The following is an 18,542-nucleotide window of genomic DNA, read 5'->3' as shown; positions in this document are numbered from 1 at the left end:
TACGGCGACGGAAGGGACGGCATGTACGGCTGGATCTGGCGGCATCTGCCGGGGACCGTGTGGGTGAAGGCCCTGGTCTCCCTCGTGCTCGTCCTGGCAGTGGTCTACGTGCTGTTCCAGTACGTCTTCCCCTGGGCCGAACCGCTGCTGCCCTTCAATGATGTGACGGTGGACAACCAGTGAGCACGCGCATCCTCGTCGTGGACAACTACGACAGCTTCGTCTTCAACCTGGTCCAGTACCTGTACCAGTTGGGCGCCGAGTGCGAGGTGCTGCGCAACGACGAGGTGTCGACCGCGCACGCACAGGACGGCTTCGACGGCGTTCTCCTGTCCCCGGGGCCAGGTGCTCCCGAGCAGGCCGGCGTCTGCATCGACATGGTCCGGCACTGCGCCGCCACCGGGGTCCCCGTCTTCGGCGTCTGCCTCGGGATGCAGTCGATGCAGGTGGCGTACGGCGGGGTCGTCGACCGTGCGCCCGAGCTGCTGCACGGCAAGACCTCGCTCGTCGAGCACCACGGCAAGGGCGTCTTCGCCGGACTGCCGTCGCCGTTCACGGCCACCCGCTACCACTCGCTGGCGGCGGAGCCGGAGACGGTCCCGGCCGAACTCGAGGTCACGGCCCGTACGCACGACGGCATCGTGATGGGGCTCAGACACCGTGAACTTCCCGTCGAGGGCGTGCAGTTCCACCCCGAGTCGGTACTCACCGAGCACGGCCACCGGATGCTCGCCAACTGGCTGAACGAGTGCGGTGACAAGGTCGCCGTGGCGAGGTCGGCGGGGCTCGCCCCGGTGGTGGGCAGGGCCACGGCGTGACCGCGCTGCGCCCCGAGCGCGACAGTTCCTCCTACGGCGGCGAGGCCGCGTACGGGGGCGCCGACGCGTTCGAGGGTGCGGACACCCGGGCCTTCGGCGGCGCGGGCGGCTTCGAGACGACGGTCGCAGGCTTCGCCGACCCGCTGACGGATCCGTTGCCGGGCCAGGCGCAAGGCCGGGCTCAAGGACACGGCCAGGCTCAAGGACGGGGCCACGCCCGGCCGCAGGGCCAGGCTCAAGCATCCGGGTACGGCCTGGACGGCCCAGCACTCCAGTGGTCCTCGGGTCAGCCTCCGGCACCGCAAAACGCTCGGAGCGCCTCGTCGGCCCCCCGTCCTCCGTCGTCGTACGAGGAAGCGGTCGCCGCGCTGCCCCTGGACGACGAGACCGTCGCGTTGCGGCTGGCCGATCTGCCGGGCACCGGCGAGGGAAGGGCGGCCGGGACCGCAGGCACCCCCGCACCCGGCGGCCGCGCGGCCCGTCGTAAGGCGGCCAGGCGCCGTGGACGGCACGGTGGCGCCCAGGAGCCACAGGAGCCCCAGGAGTCCGCTCAGGGGGCCGCTGAGGCCCCTCGGAGCCGGATGGAGGCCCGACGGGCCGCCCGGGCGCGCAAGCCCAGCGCGGGCGTCCTCGTGAGCCGGATGATCGGCGAGGTGTTCATCACCACCGGTGTTCTCATGCTGCTGTTCGTGACGTACCAGCTGTGGTGGTCGAACGTGCGGGCGCACCAACAGGCGGGCAGCGCCGCTCATCACCTCCAGCAGGACTGGGCGGACGGCAAGCGGAACCCCGGGACGTTCTCGCCCGGGCAGGGGTTCGCCATCCTGCACATCCCGAAGCTGGACGTCGTCGCGCCGATCGCCGAGGGCATCAGCAAGACGCAGGTGCTCGACCGGGGCATGGTCGGCCACTACGGCGAGGGCGATCTCAAGACGGCGATGCCGGACGCCAAGACGGGCAACTTCGCGCTCGCCGGGCACCGCAACACCCACGGGGAGCCGTTCCGCTACATCAACCGGCTCCAGCCGGGCGACGAGATCGTGGTCGAGACGCAGGACGACTACTACGTCTACAAGATGTCGTCGATCCTTCCGGTCACGAGTCCGAGCAACACCAGCGTGCTTGACCCGGTCCCCAAGGGGTCCGGGTTCACGGCACCGGGCCGCTACATCACACTGACCACCTGCACACCGGAGTTCACCAGTAAGTACCGGATGATCGTCTGGGGCAAGATGGTCGAGGACCGGCCACGCAGCAAGGGAAAACCGGACGCGCTGGTCGGCTGACGGCGCCGGCCGGGCAGCGGGCGGGGACGTACGAAACGCATGAACGCACCTAACGAGCGCACAGGACGCGGGCGCGGGCGTGCACGCGGCACACGTACGCGAGACAACCAGCGGGACAGAACCAGACGGGGCGGATGAACAGTGGCAGCGAGCACCGACCACGACGAGCGCGCCGCGGCGGAGGCCGGATCCCCACCGGACGCTGAAGCGACCATGGAGCGTCGGCGCATCGGATGGTTCGCGATGATCGTCAGCGTCTTCGGTGAACTGCTGATCACCACGGGCCTGGTGCTCGGACTGTTCGTCGTCTACTCGCTGTGGTGGACGAACGTCGTCGCGGACCGGGCGGCCCACCAGCAGGGCGACAAGGTGCGCGACGACTGGGCGCAGGGCAGAGGACCCGGCGGCCCCGGCGCCCTGGACACCAAGGCGGGCATCGGCTTCCTGCACGTCCCGTCGATGAAGAACGGCGAGGTCCTCGTCGAGAAGGGCACGTCGACGAACATCCTCAACGACGGTGTCGCCGGCTACTACACGAACCCCGTCAAGTCGTCCCTCCCGACGACCGGCAAGGACGGCAACTTCACGCTCGCCGCGCACCGGGACGGCCACGGCGCGAAGTTCCACAACATCGACAAGGTCAGGAAGGGCGACGCGGTCGTCTTCGAGACCAAGGACAAGTGGTACGTGTACAAGGTCTTCGGCATCCTCCCGGAGACCTCGAAGTACAACGTCAAGGTTCTCCAGGCGGTGCCCAAGCAGTCGGGGAAGACGAAGCCGGGGCACTACATCACGCTGACCACGTGCACGCCGGTGTACACCTCCCGGTACCGCTACGTGGTCTGGGGCGAACTGGAGCGCGTCGACAAGGTCGACAACGCCCGGACGCCGCCGAAGGAGCTCCGCTGACTTCACGGTCACAGCGACAGCTACGGCTACGGGCCCGGGTACGAGCACGGCCAAAAGTACGAGCGCGGACATACGGAACATGACATAGGGGCCCGGTACTCCGAGGAGTACCGGGCCCCTATGTGATGGCCTTGCCTGCTCAGCGGCTAGTTGCCGCCGATGAACCCGCCACCGCCGTTGTTGTTACCGCCGTTGTTGTTGCCCCCGATGTTGACGGTCGTAAGGGTGACCGTCGTGTTGTCGGGGCTGTCGACCGGGCTGTTGCCGCCGGGGTCCTGCTGGATCACGGTGGCGCCGTCGCTTCCGTCACTGCCCGGGGCGAACTGGATGTTGTTGAAGCCGGCCTGCTGCAGGATCTGCTTGGCCTCGTTCACCTTCTTGCCGACGACACTCGGAACGGTGGACTTCTGCTTGGCCTTGCCGATCTGGATCGTCACCTTCGAGCCTGGGTCTGCCTTGTTGCCGGCAGGGGGTGAGGTGGCGATGACCTTTCCGACCAGGTTCTGGTCGTCGGTCTCGACGTCCTGGCACTCGCCCACGAGGTTGTTCTGCGTCATCTGCGCCTTGGCCTGGTCGCAGTTCTTGCCGGAGACGTCGGGAACGGTCGACTGCTTCTTCTCCCGGGCGACGGTCAGCGTGATCGTCGAGCCCTTCTGCACCTCTTCGCCGAGGGCGGGGTCCTGATCCAAGACGGTGTTGGGGTCCTCCGTGGACTCCTTGTACTTCGTCTCGACCTCGAACTCGTACTTGTCGGCCTGGAGGATTTCCTTGGCCTTGTCCAGCTTCTCGCCCGTGACGCTCGGAACCGCCACCTTCGGCGCTCCGGTCGAGACGACGACGTCGATCGTGTCGCCCTTCTTCACCGTCGCGCCCAAGGCCGGGTCCTGGGAGCAGACGTTGCCCTTCGGCTCCTTCTCGCACGGCTTCCGTGTGGGGGAGAGCGTCAGATCGCGGTTGTCCGCCATCTTCTGGGCGACCGCGTACTTCTGGCTGACGAAGTTGGGCACCTCGAACGACTCGTCACTGCCGGCTCCGTTGCCGCCGACCAGGTACTTGCCGATCAGGATGGCGCCGATGAGCACCAGGACACCCGCGACGACCAGAAGGATCGTCGAGGTGTTGTTGTTGCCGCTCTTCTTCTGCCGGCGTCGGTCCGGGCGGTCGTCGTAGCCGTAGCCGCCGTCGTCCGGGTTCATCGGCGGCAGCATCGACGTCGCCTGCGCGTCCGAGGAGCGCAGGGCCGTGGTCGCCTGGTCGTCGCCGTACCCGCCGTAGCCGACGGAACCCATCGCGGCGGAGGCCGCGACGGGCTGGCCGTCGAGGGCCGCCTCGATGTCGGCGCGCATCTCGTCGGCGGACTGGTACCGGTAGTCGGGGTCCTTGACGAGGGCCTTCAGCACGATCGCGTCCATCTCGGGCGTGATCTCGGGGTCGAAGACCGACGGGGCCTGCGGCTCCTCGCGGACGTGCTGGTACGCGACGGCGACCGGGGAGTCGCCCACGAAGGGCGGCCGCACGGTCAGCAGCTCGTACAGCAGGCAGCCCGTGGAGTAGAGGTCCGAGCGGGCGTCGACCTGCTCGCCCTTCGCTTGCTCCGGGGAGAGGTACTGGGCGGTGCCGATCACCGCGGCGGTCTGCGTCATCGTCATGCCGGAGTCGCCCATGGCGCGGGCGATGCCGAAGTCCATCACCTTGACCTGGCCGTTGCGCGTCAGCATGACGTTCGCCGGCTTGATGTCACGGTGGACGATGCCCGCGCGGTGCGAGTACTCCAGCGCCTGGAGGATGCCGATGGTCATCTCCATCGACCGCTCGGGTAGCAGCCTGCGGCCGGAGTGCAGCAGCTCTCGCAGCGTGGACCCGTCGACGTACTCCATCACGATGTACGGGATGGAGGTGTTGTCGATGTAGTCCTCACCCGTGTCGTACACGGCGACGATCGCGGGATGGTTGAGCGAGGCGGCCGACTGGGCCTCCCGGCGGAACCGAGCCTGGAACGACGGGTCACGTGCGAGGTCGGCTCGCAGCGTCTTCACCGCCACCGTGCGCCCGAGCCGGGTGTCATGCGCGAGGTAGACCTCCGCCATGCCACCACGGCCGAGCACGTGGCTCAGCTCGTACCGGCCGCCGAGGCGACGCGGCTCTTCCATAGCTACCTACCAGCCCTCTCCGTCGGTCCCGACCGCACCCTTGTGTGGTCCGGCGGTGTGCTGTCCGGGCATACCGTACCCGGATCGCGTTGTGTGACCTGGCCAAGACCGTCACCCGTGACAGGACCGGTATCGCAACGTGCACCGATGTGAAGGGGACGTGATCGGGGTCACTTCTTGCTGTCGATGACTGCCTTCATCACGTCCCTTGCGATAGGAGCGGCGAGGCCGCCACCGGAGATGTCGTCACGGTTGGCGCTGCCGTCCTCGACGACCACGGCCACGGCCACCGGCGAGCTGCCGTCGGAGAGCTTCGCGTAGGAGATGAACCAGGCGTACGGCTTCTCGCTGTTGTCGATGCCGTGCTGGGCGGTGCCCGTCTTGCCGCCGACGGTGTAGCCCGGGATCGCGGCGCTGGTGCCGGTACCGCTCTTGACCACCGTCTCCATCATCGACTGGAGGACCTGGGCGTTCTTCTCGCTGAGCGGCTGGCTCAACTTCTCGGGGTCCGTGTGCTCGATGACGTCGAGGTTGTGGGTGCTCAGCTCGCTCACCATGTACGGCTTCATCAGGGCGCCGTCGTTGGCGACCGCGGAGGCCACCATCGCCATCTGGAGCGGGGTGGCGGCGGTGTTGTACTGGCCGATCGAGGACAGCGCGGTCTGCGACTGGTTCATGTCGTCCGAGAAGACCGAGGCGCTGGAACGGATCGGCGTGAACTGCTCGGAGCCGAAGCCGAACTTCTTGGCCTCCTCCAGCATCTTGTCGTTGCCGAGGTCCGAGCCGACCTTGCCGAAGACCGTGTTGCAGGACACCCGGAGCGCGGTGCGCAGGTCGGCGTTCTTGCAGGGCAGGTTGCCCTCGTTGGGCAGCTTGGTCGTGGTGCCCGGCATGGTCCACGGGTCCGGGGAGTCCGTCTTGGTGTCCGCGTCAGGGACGAGACCGTTCTCCAGCGCGGCGGCGGCGGTGACGACCTTGAAGGTCGAGCCCGGCGGGTAGGTCTCCCGCAGCGCCCGGTTGAGCATCGGGTCGTCGGGATTCTTCTTCTTCTGCAGGCTCTCCCACGCCTTGGAGTCCGTGGTCGTGGAGTTGCCCGCGAAGGTCGACGGGTCGTACGACGGCGTCGAGGCAAGCGCCAGGATCGCGCCCGTCTTGGGATCGATCGCGGCGACGGCGCCCTTCTTCGCTCCGAGTCCCTGGAAGGCCGCCTTCTGCGCGGCGCCGTTCAGGGTCGTGACGACGTTGCCGCCCTGCTTCTTCTTGCCGGTGATCATGTCGAGCGTGTTCCGGAAGAACAGCCGGTCGTCGTTGCCGGTGAGGATGCCGTCGTCGATCTTCTCGAGCTGGTTGGCGCCGAAGGCCTGCGAGGCGTAGCCCGTGACGGGCGCCCACATCGCGCCGTCCTTGTACGTGCGCTTGTACTCGTAGTCGCCCGTCTTGGACTTCACGGACCCGGTGATCGGGTTGCCGTCCACGATGATGTCGCCGCGCGGAGTGGCGTACCGCTCGATGTTCACGCGGCGGTTGGCCGTGTCCGTGCGCAGCTCGTCCGCCTGGACGTACTGGAGCCAGTTGTCGCGGAGGAGCAGGGCGAGGACGAGCAGCCCGCAGAAGATCGCGATTCGGCGCAGGGGCTTGTTCACGGTCGGACCACCTGGGTCATCTCGGCGTCGGGGCTGGGGGCGGGCGCGGGGGCCGGCCTGCGCGCGGTGTCACTGATGCGGATCAGGATGCCGATGAGCGCCCAGTTGGCGATGACGGACGAACCGCCGTACGCGAGGAAGGGCATCGTCATACCGGTCAGCGGGATGAGGCCCATCACACCGCCGGCGACCACGAAGACCTGGAGCGCGAAGGCGCCGGAGAGGCCGACGGCGAGGAGCTTGCCGAAGGGGTCGCGGGCGGCGAGGGCCGTGCGGACGCCGCGCTCGACGATCAGGCCGTAGAGGACCAGGATCGCCATGATGCCGGCGAGGCCCATCTCCTCGCCGAACGTGGCGAGGATGAAGTCGGAGTTGGCGGCGAACCGGATCAGCTCGGAGTGGCCCTGGCCGAGGCCGGTGCCGAGGGTGCCGCCGGAGCCGAACGCCCACAGGGCCTGCATGGCCTGCTCGGAGTGGACTCCGGGCGCGCCCGACTGGCTGAGCTTGTACTCGCCCATGGGGTTGAGCCATGCCTGGACACGCTGCTGGACGTGCGGTTCGAAGGTCGCCACGCCGACCGCGCCCGCCGCGGACATCAGCAGACCGAAGACGATCCAGCTGGTCCGCTCGGTGGCGACGTACAGCATGATGATGAACATTCCGAAGAACAGCAGCGAGGTACCGAGGTCGGTCTCGAACACCAGGATGAGGATCGAGATGAACCAGACGACCAGGATCGGGCCCAGGTCGCGGCCGCGCGGCAGGTAGAGGCCCATGAAGCGGCGGCTGGCCAGGGCGAGCGCGTCGCGCTTCACCATCAGATAGCCGGCGAAGAAGATCGCCAGGACGATCTTCGCGAACTCACCGGGCTGGATGGAGAAGCTGCCGACGTGGATCCAGATCTTGGCGCCGTAGATGTTGGCGCCGAGGCCGGGGACGAGCGGCAGGAGCAGCAGCACCAGGGCGCCGACCATGGAGATGTAGGTGTAGCGCTGCAGGACGCGGTGGTCCTTCAGGAACACCAGGACGACTACGAACAGGGCGATGCCCAGCGCGGTGTACATCAGCTGGCGTGGCGCCGCGGTGCCGGCCTGCTTGATCTGCTGGAGCAGTTTGGACTGGTCGAGGCGCCAGATGACGACGAGACCGAGCCCGTTCAGCAGTGTGGCCACCGGCAGCAGCAGCGGGTCCGCGTACGGAGCGAACTTCCGTACGACGAGGTGGGCGACGGCCGCGAGCAGGCCGAGGCCCAGGCCGTAACTCAGCAGCCCCGCGGGCACCTGGTCGTCGATGGCGAGGCCCACGTTGGCGTAGGCGAACACCGGGATGACAACGGCGAACACCAGCAAGGCCAGTTCGGTGTTGCGTCGGCTCGGTGCGCCGATCGATCCGATCGTGGACGTGTGGTGCGTCGGCGTGTTCGTACTACTGCTCATCGTGTGACAGGGCCCCTCACGGCTTCTTACTGCTTACCGCACAGCGAGACCAGCTTCTGCTCCTCGTCGGAGAGGCTGGGGCCGGGTGTGGGAGTGGGTGCGGTCGTGGACTGGGAGGACGAAGGTGTCGGGCTCGGGCTGGACGTGGCCTTGGACGTCAGGGAGGTCTTTGTGGTTCCCGTGGTCCCACCGGCCTTGCCCTCACCGGTCTTCGCGTTGTTCTCGCTCTCGGCCGCGCGGCGCTGCGCGTCCTTCTTGCATGCGGAGGCCTGGACGGAGAGCTCGTCGACCTTCGACCTGGCGTCGCCGAGGCCGCCTTCGGCGATGGTCTCCTTGACCTGCTTCTGCTGGTACGGCGGCAGGTACTTGAGTTCGATCTCGGGGTGATCCTTCTCCACCTTCGAGAGCGAGACCCAGGCGAGGTCCTGGCTGATGCCGCGGTACAGGGCCACGTGCTCGCCCTTGGTGCCGACGTAGTACTGCGTCTGCGTCCAGCGGTAACCGCCGTACAGGCCACCGCCGATGACGGCGAGCGCCAGGACGGTGTAGAAGGATCTCTTCAGCCACCTGCGGCCCTTGCGCGGCTTGACGAAGTCCTCGTCCGAGTAGTCGCCGAAGCCGCCCGTGGAGACGTAGCCGGTGGTGTCGCCGCTGCCGGGCGGGCCGAACTCGCCGCCGCCGCCCTGTCCGGGGACCTGCCGGCCGAGGCTGGAGGCCCGTCCGGCGGGCGTCTGCATCGCGCCGTTGTCCTGCAGCTGCAGCTGGTTCTCGGCGACGGCGCCGACCACGACCGGGGTGTCGGAGAGCTGGGCGGCGAGGGTGTCACCGGAGTCGATGTCGAGGACGTCGGCCACGATGACGGTGATGTTGTCCGGGCCGCCGCCGCGCAGCGCGAGCTGGATGAGCTCCTGGACGGTCTCCTGCGGGCCCTGGTAGCTGGCGAGCGTCTCCTCCATCGTCTGGTGGGAGACGACGCCGCTGAGGCCGTCGGAGCAGATCAAGTAGCGGTCGCCGGCGCGGACTTCGCGGATGGAGAGGTCCGGCTCGACGTGGTCTCCGCTGCCCAGCGCGCGCATCAGCAGGGAGCGCTGCGGGTGGGTGGTGGCCTCTTCCTCGGTGATGCGTCCCTCGTCAACGAGGCGCTGCACCCAGGTGTGGTCCTGCGTGATCTGCGTGAGCACGCCGTCGCGCAGCAGGTAGGCGCGGGAGTCGCCGACGTGGACGAGACCGAGGCGCTGGCCCGTCCACAGCAGGGCGGTGAGCGTGGTGCCCATGCCCTCCAACTGCGGGTCCTCCTCGACCATCAGCCGGAGCTGGTCGTTGGCGCGCTGCACGGCGGTGCCGAGCGAGGTGAGGATGTCGGAGCCGGGCACGTCGTCGTCGAGCGCGACGATGGTGGAGATCACCTCGGAGCTGGCGACCTCACCGGCGGCCTGGCCGCCCATCCCGTCGGCGATCGCGAGCAGCCGGGGACCGGCGTAGCCGGAGTCCTCGTTGCCCTCGCGGATCATGCCTTTGTGCGATCCGGCGGCGAAGCGCAGTGACAGACTCATGCGCACCTCGCCCGTCGGCTCCGGGTACATCCGCACGGTGCCCACCCTCCGGTCGGGAGCGCGCCGGGATCCACCACGTGGACCGCCGCCGCGTGCTCGCTCCGCTCGCGCTCATTCATGACGTGGCACTACTTCCGCAGCTCGATGACTGTCTTGCCGATGCGGATCGGCGCGCCCAGCGGAACGGGCGTGGGGGTCGTCAGTCGGCTCCGGTCGAGATACGTGCCGTTGGTGGAGCCGAGGTCCTCGACGATCCACTGGCCGTCCCGGTCCGGGTAGATCCTGGCATGCCGGCTCGACGCGTAGTCGTCGTCCAGCACGATGGTGCTGTCGTGGGCACGTCCCAGGGTGATGGTCTGCCCCTGGAGGGCGACAGTCGTGCCCGTGAGGGTGCCCTCCGAGACGACCAGCTTGGACGGGGCGCCACGGCGCTGCCGGCCGCCGCCGCTGGGCGGTTGCTGCTGTTGGCGCTGCTGCGGAGGCGCGGCCTGTCGCGCGGCCTGCTGAGGCCGTTGGGCCTCCCGGCGCGAGCCGCGCTGCGTGACGCGCGTTCCGAACAGGTCGCTGCGGATGACCTGCACGGCCACGATCACGAACAGCCACAGTACGGCCAGGAAACCCAGCCGCATGACCGTGAGGGTCAGCTCTGACATTGCCCCCGCTTCACCCTTCGGCTTGCCGGTAAATGATGGTGGTGCTGCCCACGACGATCCGCGAGCCGTCGCGGAGCGTAGCGCGGGTGGTGTGCTGCCCGTCCACCACGATGCCGTTGGTGGACCCGAGATCCTGGATCGTCGGGGGCGTTCCGGTCCGGATCTCACAGTGCCGGCGCGATACGCCGGGGTCGTCGATCCGCACGTCGGCTTCGGTGCTGCGGCCGAGCACCAGCGTCGAGCGGGAGATCTGATGGCGTGCGCCGTTGATCTCCACCCAGTGCCGCATACGGGCACCCGCCGCCGGAGCGGCCGGGGGCCGGGCACCCGAGGGTGCCGCGCCCGAGCGGCCGCCGGGCGGCGGCGCGGACGGCATGGGAGGAGCGGCCGCTGGCGGATAGCCGTAGCCACCCTGGGCGCCGCGGGGTGCCGCCGGGGCGGGGCCCGCGGGGGCACGCTCCGGGGACTGCTGGTTGGCGGAGGAGGCGAGCGTACGGCTGCGTACCCGGTAGAGACCGGTGTCGAGGTCGTCCGCCTTCTCCAGGTGGACCTTGATGGGTCCCATGAAGGTGTAGCGCTGCTGCTTGGCGTAGTCGCGGACCATGCCGGCGAGCTCGTCGCCCAGCTGGCCGGAGTACGGGCTGAGGCGCTCGAAGTCCGGCGTGCTCAGCTCGACGATGAAGTCGTTGGGGACGACGGTCCTGTCGCGGTTCCAGATCGTGGCGTTGTTGTCGCACTCGCGCTGCAGCGCTCCGGCGATCTCCACGGGCTGGACCTCGGACTTGAACACCTTGGCGAAGGTGCCGTTGACCAGACCTTCGAGACGCTGCTCGAACTTCTTCAGGACTCCCATGGGGCACCTCCTCCTGCGTAGCCGTCCTGGTACAGCTTGCTGTCGTCTACCTGATCGTGCTGGCGTTGCTCGTACTGCCTACTGATCGTATCCACGCGTCGGGAAATCGGCTGGTTCCCCCTGTCGGCCCGGTCGACAGGTTGTCGACGCCTTCGGAAGTCCCCTCCGCACGTTCCCTGAGAGGGCCCTCTTCGAACTCTTCCCGGCACTACTCGTGCCATGGATCGTAGAGGCGCCCCGCGACCAGTGTCCCGCACCTGACTGTGCGGCCCGTCCGGCTCCTGGGGAGATGGGCAGGACCGGTACGAGGTTGATACGTGACCCGGCTCGGTCTGAGACGTGTGGGGCGGAACGGTGTCCATGTGACGGAGCCGGTCTACGGCGGAGGCGGGGCCGCGAGGGGTACAGGCCGGGCGCCGCACGGGCACCGGGCCCGGAGCGCCCGACGCCGGGCGGTGGACCGTGGGTGCCCGGGGCTGGGAAAAGGGATGTGAATCCACCCCTGACAGCGTGCTAATCTTCTGGATGTCGGCAGGCGCTCGCACCACTCGGTGAGAGACGGACGACACACCCAATGCGCGGGTGGCGGAATAGGCAGACGCGCTGGATTCAGGTTCCAGTGCCCGAAAGGGCGTGGGGGTTCAACTCCCCCCTCGCGCACAGTTGAAAGCCCCGCAGGTCTTCGGACCTGCGGGGCTTTTGCGTTGTCCGTGGCCGTGCCTCCGGTGGTTCCGGATGGTGCGCCGGCCGGTTCCGGTCCGGGAGCGGCCTGGAACCGGCCCGGAGCCTGGCCGATCACCCCGCGGATCGCGTGATGGATCGTCACGGCCGTCCTGTCGCGGCCCGGCCCGGCGACCCGCCTGGGGGGCCCGTGCGGGCGCGGCTAAGTGTGACGATGCTCTCAGATGCCCGAGGGTGGGGCTCCCGTGTCGTCGACCGGTGAGCCGTTTCCGGTGAAGTCCCGCAAAAAGTGGACGGAGTCACACGGAAAGCGCGCCGGGCCCCGCAGGGTGAGGGGATGCGCCCTGCGGGGCCCGGTGACGTCGTGGGCAGGTGGGTTGAGGAGCGCCGACAGCCGGCTGCCCCGGCCGCGGGATTACGCGGCGACGCGCTGTGCGACGTCCTTCGCCTTGGCGGCCGCGTCCTGGAGGGCCTTGTCGCGGGACGCCTCGAAGAGGGGGACCAGCTCGGACATCGCCGGGTTGCTCGGCGCCATGGTGAGCTCCGGGACGATGAAGTCGAGGTCCAGCCCGAGCATGTCGCGCAGCACGGCCTCCAGGTAGTTCTGCACGTACTCGAAGCCCGCGCGCGGGGTGCCCGGCGCGTACGAGCCGCCACGGCTGGCGACCACGGTCACCGGGGTGCCCTTGATCCGCGACTCCTCGGTCATGGCGGTGCGGCCGACCAGGACCACGTTGTCGAGCCACGCCTTGAGGGTCGAGGGGATCGAGAAGTTGTACATCGGGGCGCCGATCAGGATCGCGTCCGCGCGCTCCAGCTCCTCGATGAGCTTCACGCGCGCGGCGAAGGCCTCGGCCTGCTCGGGGCTGTGGGTGTCCGGGGCGGCGAACCCGGCGGTGTGGGCCTCGGCGGTGATGTGCGGCACGGGCTCGGCGGCGAGGTCGTGGTAGATGACCGTGCCGTCGGGGTGCTGCTCCTGCCAGGCGGTGCGGTAGGCGTCCGTCACGGCGCGCGAGGTGGAGGCGCTGCCCGGGAAAACGGACGAGTCGATGTGGAGGAGGGTGGCCATGGGGATCTCCAAGAAGAGCGGGGTGAACCGGTGGAGCCCGCCGGCCCGGGGAGGGCCGTGGGGCGGAGCCCTGGCGGGCTCTTGGTGCCGAGTCCGGTCGACCTGGTGAGGACGGGCCCGGGCAGGGCTTCGAAAACGGATCCAGGGCAGGGCGACGCACGGACGGCGACGGGACGCCCTGGAGGGCTTCTCATTCGTACCTAACTGACGGGACGCCCTGGAGGGCTTCTCATTCGTACCTAACTAGAGATAACACAGCTACTTACTTTTTTTCATCCCCTTGTGTGGACGCAGTACTCTGGAGGCATGGCAGAACCGGGAAGCCACGACGCGGGGCCGTGCCAGAAGGTCGACGACGGCATGACCCGCGTCTTCACGCTGCTCGGAAAGCGCTGGACGGGACTGGTCGTCGCCGTTCTGATGCAACATCCCGTCCACTTCGCCGAGTTGCGTAGAGCGATCCCCGGCATCAGCGAACGGATGCTCTCCGACCGGCTGACCGAACTCGCCGTGGCGGGCCTGGTCGTGCGCGAGGTCAACGAGGGGCCTCCGCTGCGGGTTGCGTACCGCCTGACGGAGGCCGGTGCGGCGCTGGAGCCCGCGCTCAAGGAACTGGGCGCCTGGGCGGAGACGTATCTGCCGGGTAGCGGGCCGTGCCCGGGAGAACTGCGGAAGTAGGCCGGGGCGGCGTGACCGACGTCTCGCCGGCCGTCTGCGGGCGGTCCGCCGCTGTGGGCGCCGACGTCACCGAGGTGCGCGCCGCTCGCACTGATGACGCGGGGCCGATGCGGTCCGGACCGGGTGCCGGCCGAGTTGTCCACAGGGTCTGACGCGTTTTCGCGACCGGCTGTACGGTCGGCACGAGTTGATGTTCGTGTGCGGGGGAGGCGGTCTTCATGGCCGAGGTCGGTTCAGCGGGGGCGGAGCAGCAGGCGGTCGAGGCCGTGCCGGACGGGCGGTCCGAGGCCGGCCGAGCCGCAGGGTCCGACCGGCAGGAGGGCGGTGGCCGGGCCGAGCACCCGGTCTCCGGCGCGGAGCCGGGGAAGCGCGCGGTGCATCCGGACGGACCGTCCTCGACCGGGACCGCGCCGCTGCCCAGGGTGGTGTCCCTGGCCGAGCGCCGGTCGGCCGTGGAGGGCTTCGGGAGCCGGGGATTCGGCATTCCGGGCTTCGCCGCCTGGCCGGTGCAGGGGTCGCCCAAGGCGGAGGGCAAGGCCCTGCGCGGGCGGGTGCCGCACGCCGCGCACGCCGAGCTGACGTCGGACGCCGACCGGCCCGACGCCGTGTCCGCGGTCGAGGAGTCCAACCGCGGCAGGCTCTCCGATCTCACCCCTATCCGGGTCGGCAGAATGGCCGCCACCCCCTTCGCCTTCCTGCGCGGTTCCGCCGGCCTCATGGGCTACGACCTCGCCCGCACCCCCATGACCGGGATCAGCGCCCAGATCTGCGGCGACGCCCACGCGGCGAACTTCGGCCTGTACGGCGACGCCCGCGGCGGCCTCGTCATCGATCTGAACGACTTCGACGAGACGGTGTACGGCCCCTGGGAGTGGGACCTCAAACGGCTCGCCACCTCTCTCGTGCTGGCCGGACGGGAGGCGGGGGCGGACGAGGACACCTGCCGTGCCGCCGCGTACGACACCGTGGGCGCCTACCGCCGCACCATGCGCCTGCTGGCCAAGCTGCCGGTGCTGAACGCCTGGAACGCCATCGCCGACGAGGAACTCGTCTCCCACGCCGACGCCCACGATCTGCTCGGCACCCTGGAGCGGGTCTCCGAGAAGGCGCGGGCCAACACCAGCGGGCGGTTCGCGGCCCGGTCGACCGAGGCGGTGGAGGGCGGTGGGCGCAGGTTCGTCGATGCACCGCCCGTGCTGCGCCGGGTGCCCGACGCGGAGGCGGCCGTGGTCGCCGCGTCGCTGGAGCACTATCTGACGACGCTCTCGGAGGACCGTCTCCCCCTGCTCGCGCGCTACGCCGTGCACGACGTCGCCTTCCGCGTCGTCGGCACGGGCAGCGTCGGCACCCGCTCGTACGTCGTGCTGCTCCTGGACCACCGGGGCGAGGCGCTCGTCCTCCAGGTGAAGGAAGCCCGCGCTTCGGCCCTGCTGCCCCATCTGGCGACGGCCGGGCACCGGATACCCGAGGTGGCGCACGAAGGCCGCCGGGTCGTCCTCGGACAGAAGCGGATGCAGGTGGTCAGCGACAACCTGCTGGGCTGGACCTCGGTCGACGGTCTTCCCTTCCAGGTGCGCCAGTTCCGCAACCGCAAGGGCAGCGTCGACCCCGCCGCCCTCGCCGCGGACCAGATGGACGACTACGGCCGCATGACCGGTGCGCTGCTGGCCCGCGCCCACAGTCACAGCGTCGATCCGCGTCTCGTCTCCGGCTACTGCGGGAAGAAGGAGGCACTGGACGAGGCCGTCGCCTCCTTCGCCGTCGCCTACGCGGACCGCACCGAGGCGGACCACGCGGCTCTGGTGGAGGCGGTCAGGGCCGGTCGGATCGCCTCCGAACCGGGAGTCTGACCTGCCGCCCGCGTCGGCGGTCCCGGTGCCGGGGAAGCCGTCGGGATGACCGGGGCGGTTGGGGTCTTTGGGGCCGTTGTGGCCGGTCAGGTGGGTGGAGAGGCGGGGAAGACCGTGAGCCGCGGGGGAGCGTGGCCTACGCTGGTCGGGTGACGACCCCGGAAGCCGATCAGAGCCAGTCCGAGCCCACCATCGAGGGGGCCCGGGAACAGTCCGGTGCTCCGGCCGACGCTCCGGCGGGCGAGACGCCGAAGGACTCCCCGGGCGAGGGCGGCGGTCCCTCGGACGCGCAGGCCACGCAGGGGACGGAGGCCTCCCCGGCCGCCGAGAACCCCGCCGCGAGCGGGACCGAAGGCGAGGCCGGCACCGGCGGGGAAGCGGCGGCCGAGGTCCTGAGCGAGGACGCTCGGCCCGAGGCACGGCTGGAACGGGCCGTGCGGGCCGCCGAGCAGGCGTTGATCGAGTTCGAGATCGCCGTGGAGACCTTCCGCGTCGAGGTCGACAACTTCTCGCGCCTGCACCACCAGAGGCTCGGCCCGATGTACTCCCGGCTCGACGAACTGGACGCCGACATCGCCGAGGCGCGCGCCGCCCGCACCGGCGACGCGGAGGACCTGCGCAAGGCACAGGAGGCGCGGGCGCGGGTCATGCCCATGCCCGGTGTCGAGGAACTGCTGCACGGCTGGATGGACTCGGACGGCCTGTTCCCCGAGGCCGTCGCGATGCTCACGGAGCAGCCGGTGCGGCCCCCGCAGCGGGTGCGCCCCAGCGAGGAGGCCCGCAAGTTCTTCCGCGAGCTGGTCCGCAAGGCGCACCCCGACCTCGCGCAGGACGAGGACGAGCGCAAGCGCCGGGACGAGTTCATCGCCCGCGTGAACGCCGCGTACGCGCGGGGGGACGAGAAGCTGCTGCGGGAGCTGGCCGAGGAGTGGGCCGCCGGACCCGCCCCCCAGGAGTGGAAGCCGAGCCGCAGCGAGGAGCTCTACGCGCGCCTCGAATGGCTCGCCCAGCGCAAGGAGATGCTGGCCTTCGTCGCGAGCGAACTGGAGGAGAGCGCCATCGGCGCGATGCTCAAGCTTGCTCCGGAGGACCCGGACAAGCTGCTCGAGGAGATCGCCGAACAGCTGCTGACGCAGGTCGGTGAGCGAGAGGCCGAGCTGGCGGAGCTGATCGCCCAGGCTCCCTGAGTGCCCCGCCTTCCGGCGAGGCTCCCCGGACTGTTCCGTCGGCGCGGTCGGGTAGCGTCGGAGGCATGAGTTTCGGAGCTGGTGTGCCCACCGTCGGAGTCGACCATCTCACCGTCGACGACTTCCTGCTGGACGTCCGGGAGGACGACGAGTGGGAGGCAGGTCATGCCGAGGGGGCGCTGCACATCCCCATGAGTGAATTCGTGGCCCGGTACGGCGAGTTGACCGAGGCGGCGCCGCAGGACGGCCGGGTCAACGTGATCTGCCGCTCCGGGGGACGGTCGGCCCAGGTCACGCAGTACCTGGTCCAGCAGGGCATCGACGCCGTGAACGTCGAAGGCGGCATGCACCACTGGGAGGCCACCGGCCGTCCCGTCGTGAACGACAAGGGCGAGTCCGGCTTCGTGCTGTAGCCGCACCTGTACCCGCACCCGCAGCTGTAGGAGTGTGGCTCCCGGTTCCGTGCCGCGGCCGTGACGGTCGCCCTCGTGAAGAGGCCCCGGAACCGGGTCCCCGCCAGGAACCGCGCCGTGGCCTGGCGGAGGGTCGGACAGGCGCGTCGGCGCGGTGGCTGCGCGGGCTTCAGCCCAAGGGGTGCGCCGCCAGCAGATCGCCCAGCGCCTCCTCGTGGGCTGCCGCCGGGCCCAGGGACAGTTCCAGCTGCTTGGCCCAGGCGTGATAGCGGTGCAGGGAGTAGTCGGTGTCGGCGCCGAATCCGCCGTGCAGGTGCTGGGCGGTCTGTACGACCCTGCGGACACCCTCGGAGGCCCAGATCTTGGCGACGGCCACGTCACCGGAGGCCGGAAGCGGGCCGCCGGCCCCCGTGTCGAGCCGCCAGGCGGCCTGCCAGAGAGTGGCCTCCATCGCCCGCAGGTCGATGTAGCGGTCGGCGGCCTGCACGGCGACCGCCTGGAACGTGGCGACCGGGAACCCGAACTGCTCCCGCTTTCCCGTGTATTCACTCGTCATCCGGAGCACCGCCTCACCGAGACCCAGCGCCTGCGCACAGGTCCCGGTGGCCAGCAGCTCGCGCAACCACTCCCACGCGCCCTCCGCGGTGATGACATCCCGGGGGGCGATGCGTGCGGAATCCAGGCGCAGCCGGCCGAGCCGTTCGCCGGTCGTGGAGATCTGCTCGGCCAGTACGACCCCGTCGAGGTCACGCGGGACCAGGGCGAGGACGGTCCGGCCGGTGTCGGTGTGCGCGGGAACGACGATGATGTCGGCGCCGTAGGCCCAGGGGACGGCGGTCTGCGTGCCGTCCAGCACCCAGGCGTCATCGTCCAGCCGCGCGCTCACGGCCCGTTCGGCCGGTTCGTGCCCGGTCCTGCCGCTGGCGGCGACCGTCATCACGAGCTCGCCCCGGCCCGCCCGCGCGAGCAGATCGGCCTTCGACTCCGGTCCGCCGTACCGCTGTACGGCCACGGCCGCCGCGCTGCTCTCCAGCAGCGGAACCCGTGCCAGCACCTTCGCGGACTCCCGCAGCACCAGGCACAGGGCGACAGCGTCGAGGCCCGCCCCGCCGTACTCCTCGTCGAGCAGCAGGCTCAGCAGGTCCGCGTCGGCGAGCTTCGCCCACACCGGCCGGTCGAAGTCCGCCGCGACGGCGCCCGCGGTGAGGGCGGGGCTGGGGACGCCGTCCGGAGCGACACCGGCGAACACCGCCTTCGCCGCCTCGACCGCCGCCTGCTGCTCCTCGGTGAAGGTGAAGTCCACGATCCCGTCCTCCCGCACGCGCCGGACCATCGATCAGACAGGACGCCTGATCTGACGGAG

At 69.8% G+C, this 18,542-nt stretch carries 16 protein-coding genes and 1 tRNA gene; 9 read left to right on the top strand and 8 right to left on the bottom strand.

Annotated features, from left to right (window positions below):
- Nucleotides 1–21: 21 nt before the first annotated feature.
- The 4 genes from OG406_RS20260 (at nucleotide 22) to OG406_RS20245 (ending at nucleotide 3,013) form a co-directional block, all read left to right on the top strand.
- On the top strand, nucleotides 22–183 hold the full coding sequence (locus tag OG406_RS20260; RefSeq protein WP_107482591.1) for a hypothetical protein: 162 nt from the start codon (nucleotides 22–24) through the stop codon (nucleotides 181–183).
- A complete protein-coding gene (locus OG406_RS20255) occupies nucleotides 180–818 on the top strand; it encodes an aminodeoxychorismate/anthranilate synthase component II (RefSeq protein WP_164372725.1) in 639 nt (212 codons plus the stop codon). The genes OG406_RS20260 and OG406_RS20255 overlap by 4 nt, the downstream gene beginning before the upstream one ends.
- A complete protein-coding gene (locus OG406_RS20250) occupies nucleotides 815–2,104 on the top strand; it encodes a class E sortase (RefSeq protein ID WP_267051345.1) in 1,290 nt (429 codons plus the stop codon). The genes OG406_RS20255 and OG406_RS20250 overlap by 4 nt, the downstream gene beginning before the upstream one ends.
- Before the next feature lie 141 nt (nucleotides 2,105–2,245).
- Entirely contained in the window at nucleotides 2,246–3,013 is a 768-nt protein-coding gene (locus OG406_RS20245; protein ID WP_388648494.1) for a class E sortase, read from the top strand.
- Between the two features lie 146 nt (nucleotides 3,014–3,159).
- Here the strand turns inward: OG406_RS20245 and pknB are convergent, their stop codons facing one another.
- The 6 genes from pknB to OG406_RS20215 all read right to left on the bottom strand — a co-directional run bounded on the left by pknB (nucleotide 3,160) and on the right by OG406_RS20215 (nucleotide 11,301).
- On the bottom strand, nucleotides 3,160–5,163 hold the full coding sequence (gene pknB, locus OG406_RS20240) for a Stk1 family PASTA domain-containing Ser/Thr kinase (protein ID WP_267051346.1): 2,004 nt from the start codon (nucleotides 5,161–5,163) through the stop codon (nucleotides 3,160–3,162).
- Nucleotides 5,164–5,333: 170 nt separating this feature from the next.
- On the bottom strand, nucleotides 5,334–6,806 hold the full coding sequence (locus OG406_RS20235; RefSeq protein ID WP_164372728.1) for a peptidoglycan D,D-transpeptidase FtsI family protein: 1,473 nt from the start codon (nucleotides 6,804–6,806) through the stop codon (nucleotides 5,334–5,336).
- Nucleotides 6,803–8,242: an FtsW/RodA/SpoVE family cell cycle protein gene (locus OG406_RS20230; protein ID WP_081218363.1), complete on the bottom strand. Its 1,440-nt coding sequence runs from the start codon at nucleotides 8,240–8,242 to the stop codon at nucleotides 6,803–6,805. Before OG406_RS20230 ends, OG406_RS20235 begins: the two co-directional genes overlap by 4 nt.
- A gap of 26 nt (nucleotides 8,243–8,268) precedes the next feature.
- A complete protein-coding gene (locus OG406_RS20225; RefSeq protein ID WP_239155399.1) occupies nucleotides 8,269–9,795 on the bottom strand; it encodes a Stp1/IreP family PP2C-type Ser/Thr phosphatase in 1,527 nt (508 codons plus the stop codon).
- A gap of 128 nt (nucleotides 9,796–9,923) precedes the next feature.
- Nucleotides 9,924–10,448: an FHA domain-containing protein FhaB/FipA gene (locus OG406_RS20220; protein ID WP_164372730.1), complete on the bottom strand. Its 525-nt coding sequence runs from the start codon at nucleotides 10,446–10,448 to the stop codon at nucleotides 9,924–9,926.
- A 10-nt stretch (nucleotides 10,449–10,458) separates the two neighbouring features.
- On the bottom strand, nucleotides 10,459–11,301 hold the full coding sequence (locus tag OG406_RS20215) for an FhaA domain-containing protein (protein WP_164372731.1): 843 nt from the start codon (nucleotides 11,299–11,301) through the stop codon (nucleotides 10,459–10,461).
- 576 nt (nucleotides 11,302–11,877) lie between these two features.
- Here OG406_RS20215 and OG406_RS20210 point away from each other — a divergent pair.
- A tRNA-Leu gene (locus OG406_RS20210) sits at nucleotides 11,878–11,961 on the top strand.
- A 436-nt stretch (nucleotides 11,962–12,397) separates the two neighbouring features.
- Here the strand turns inward: OG406_RS20210 and OG406_RS20205 are convergent.
- A complete protein-coding gene (locus OG406_RS20205; RefSeq protein ID WP_267051348.1) occupies nucleotides 12,398–13,051 on the bottom strand; it encodes an FMN-dependent NADH-azoreductase in 654 nt (217 codons plus the stop codon).
- Nucleotides 13,052–13,357: 306 nt separating this feature from the next.
- Here OG406_RS20205 and OG406_RS20200 point away from each other — a divergent pair, with 306 nt between their 5' ends.
- The 4 genes from OG406_RS20200 to OG406_RS20185 all read left to right on the top strand — a co-directional run bounded on the left by OG406_RS20200 (nucleotide 13,358) and on the right by OG406_RS20185 (nucleotide 17,179).
- The gene (locus OG406_RS20200; protein ID WP_164372733.1) at nucleotides 13,358–13,729 is read left to right on the top strand and encodes a winged helix-turn-helix transcriptional regulator; all 372 of its coding nucleotides are present in this window, start codon (nucleotides 13,358–13,360) and stop codon (nucleotides 13,727–13,729) included.
- A 218-nt stretch (nucleotides 13,730–13,947) separates the two neighbouring features.
- A complete protein-coding gene (locus OG406_RS20195; protein ID WP_329187034.1) occupies nucleotides 13,948–15,579 on the top strand; it encodes a DUF2252 domain-containing protein in 1,632 nt (543 codons plus the stop codon).
- 149 nt (nucleotides 15,580–15,728) lie between these two features.
- A complete protein-coding gene (locus tag OG406_RS20190; protein ID WP_404128919.1) occupies nucleotides 15,729–16,766 on the top strand; it encodes a hypothetical protein in 1,038 nt (345 codons plus the stop codon).
- Nucleotides 16,767–16,831: 65 nt separating this feature from the next.
- Nucleotides 16,832–17,179, top strand: coding sequence for a rhodanese-like domain-containing protein (locus tag OG406_RS20185; protein WP_081218370.1), 348 nt, complete (start codon nucleotides 16,832–16,834; stop codon nucleotides 17,177–17,179).
- Nucleotides 17,180–17,348: 169 nt separating this feature from the next.
- Here OG406_RS20185 and OG406_RS20180 read toward each other — a convergent pair whose 3' ends face one another.
- Complete coding sequence (locus OG406_RS20180; protein WP_327411055.1) at nucleotides 17,349–18,482, bottom strand: acyl-CoA dehydrogenase family protein; 1,134 nt, start codon at nucleotides 18,480–18,482, stop codon at nucleotides 17,349–17,351.
- Nucleotides 18,483–18,542 lie beyond the last annotated feature (60 nt).

The organism is Streptomyces sp. NBC_01428 (assembly GCF_036231965.1).
Lineage (GTDB): Bacteria > Actinomycetota > Actinomycetes > Streptomycetales > Streptomycetaceae > Streptomyces.
The sequence above is the reverse complement of the archived record's forward strand: the minus strand, read 5'-3'. Positions and strand labels throughout refer to the sequence as shown.

Coding starts and splice junctions, on each gene's coding strand:
- OG406_RS20260 (WP_107482591.1), top strand. CDS start 22: ATGTACGGCTGGATCTGGCGGCATCTGCCGGGGACCGTGTGGGTGAAG.
- pknB (WP_267051346.1), bottom strand. CDS start 5,163: ATGGAAGAGCCGCGTCGCCTCGGCGGCCGGTACGAGCTGAGCCACGTG.
- OG406_RS20230 (WP_081218363.1), bottom strand. CDS start 8,242: ATGAGCAGTAGTACGAACACGCCGACGCACCACACGTCCACGATCGGA.
- OG406_RS20225 (WP_239155399.1), bottom strand. CDS start 9,795: ATGAGTCTGTCACTGCGCTTCGCCGCCGGATCGCACAAAGGCATGATC.
- OG406_RS20220 (WP_164372730.1), bottom strand. CDS start 10,448: ATGTCAGAGCTGACCCTCACGGTCATGCGGCTGGGTTTCCTGGCCGTA.
- OG406_RS20215 (WP_164372731.1), bottom strand. CDS start 11,301: ATGGGAGTCCTGAAGAAGTTCGAGCAGCGTCTCGAAGGTCTGGTCAAC.
- OG406_RS20205 (WP_267051348.1), bottom strand. CDS start 13,051: ATGGCCACCCTCCTCCACATCGACTCGTCCGTTTTCCCGGGCAGCGCC.
- OG406_RS20200 (WP_164372733.1), top strand. CDS start 13,358: ATGGCAGAACCGGGAAGCCACGACGCGGGGCCGTGCCAGAAGGTCGAC.
- OG406_RS20195 (WP_329187034.1), top strand. CDS start 13,948: ATGGCCGAGGTCGGTTCAGCGGGGGCGGAGCAGCAGGCGGTCGAGGCC.
- OG406_RS20185 (WP_081218370.1), top strand. CDS start 16,832: ATGAGTTTCGGAGCTGGTGTGCCCACCGTCGGAGTCGACCATCTCACC.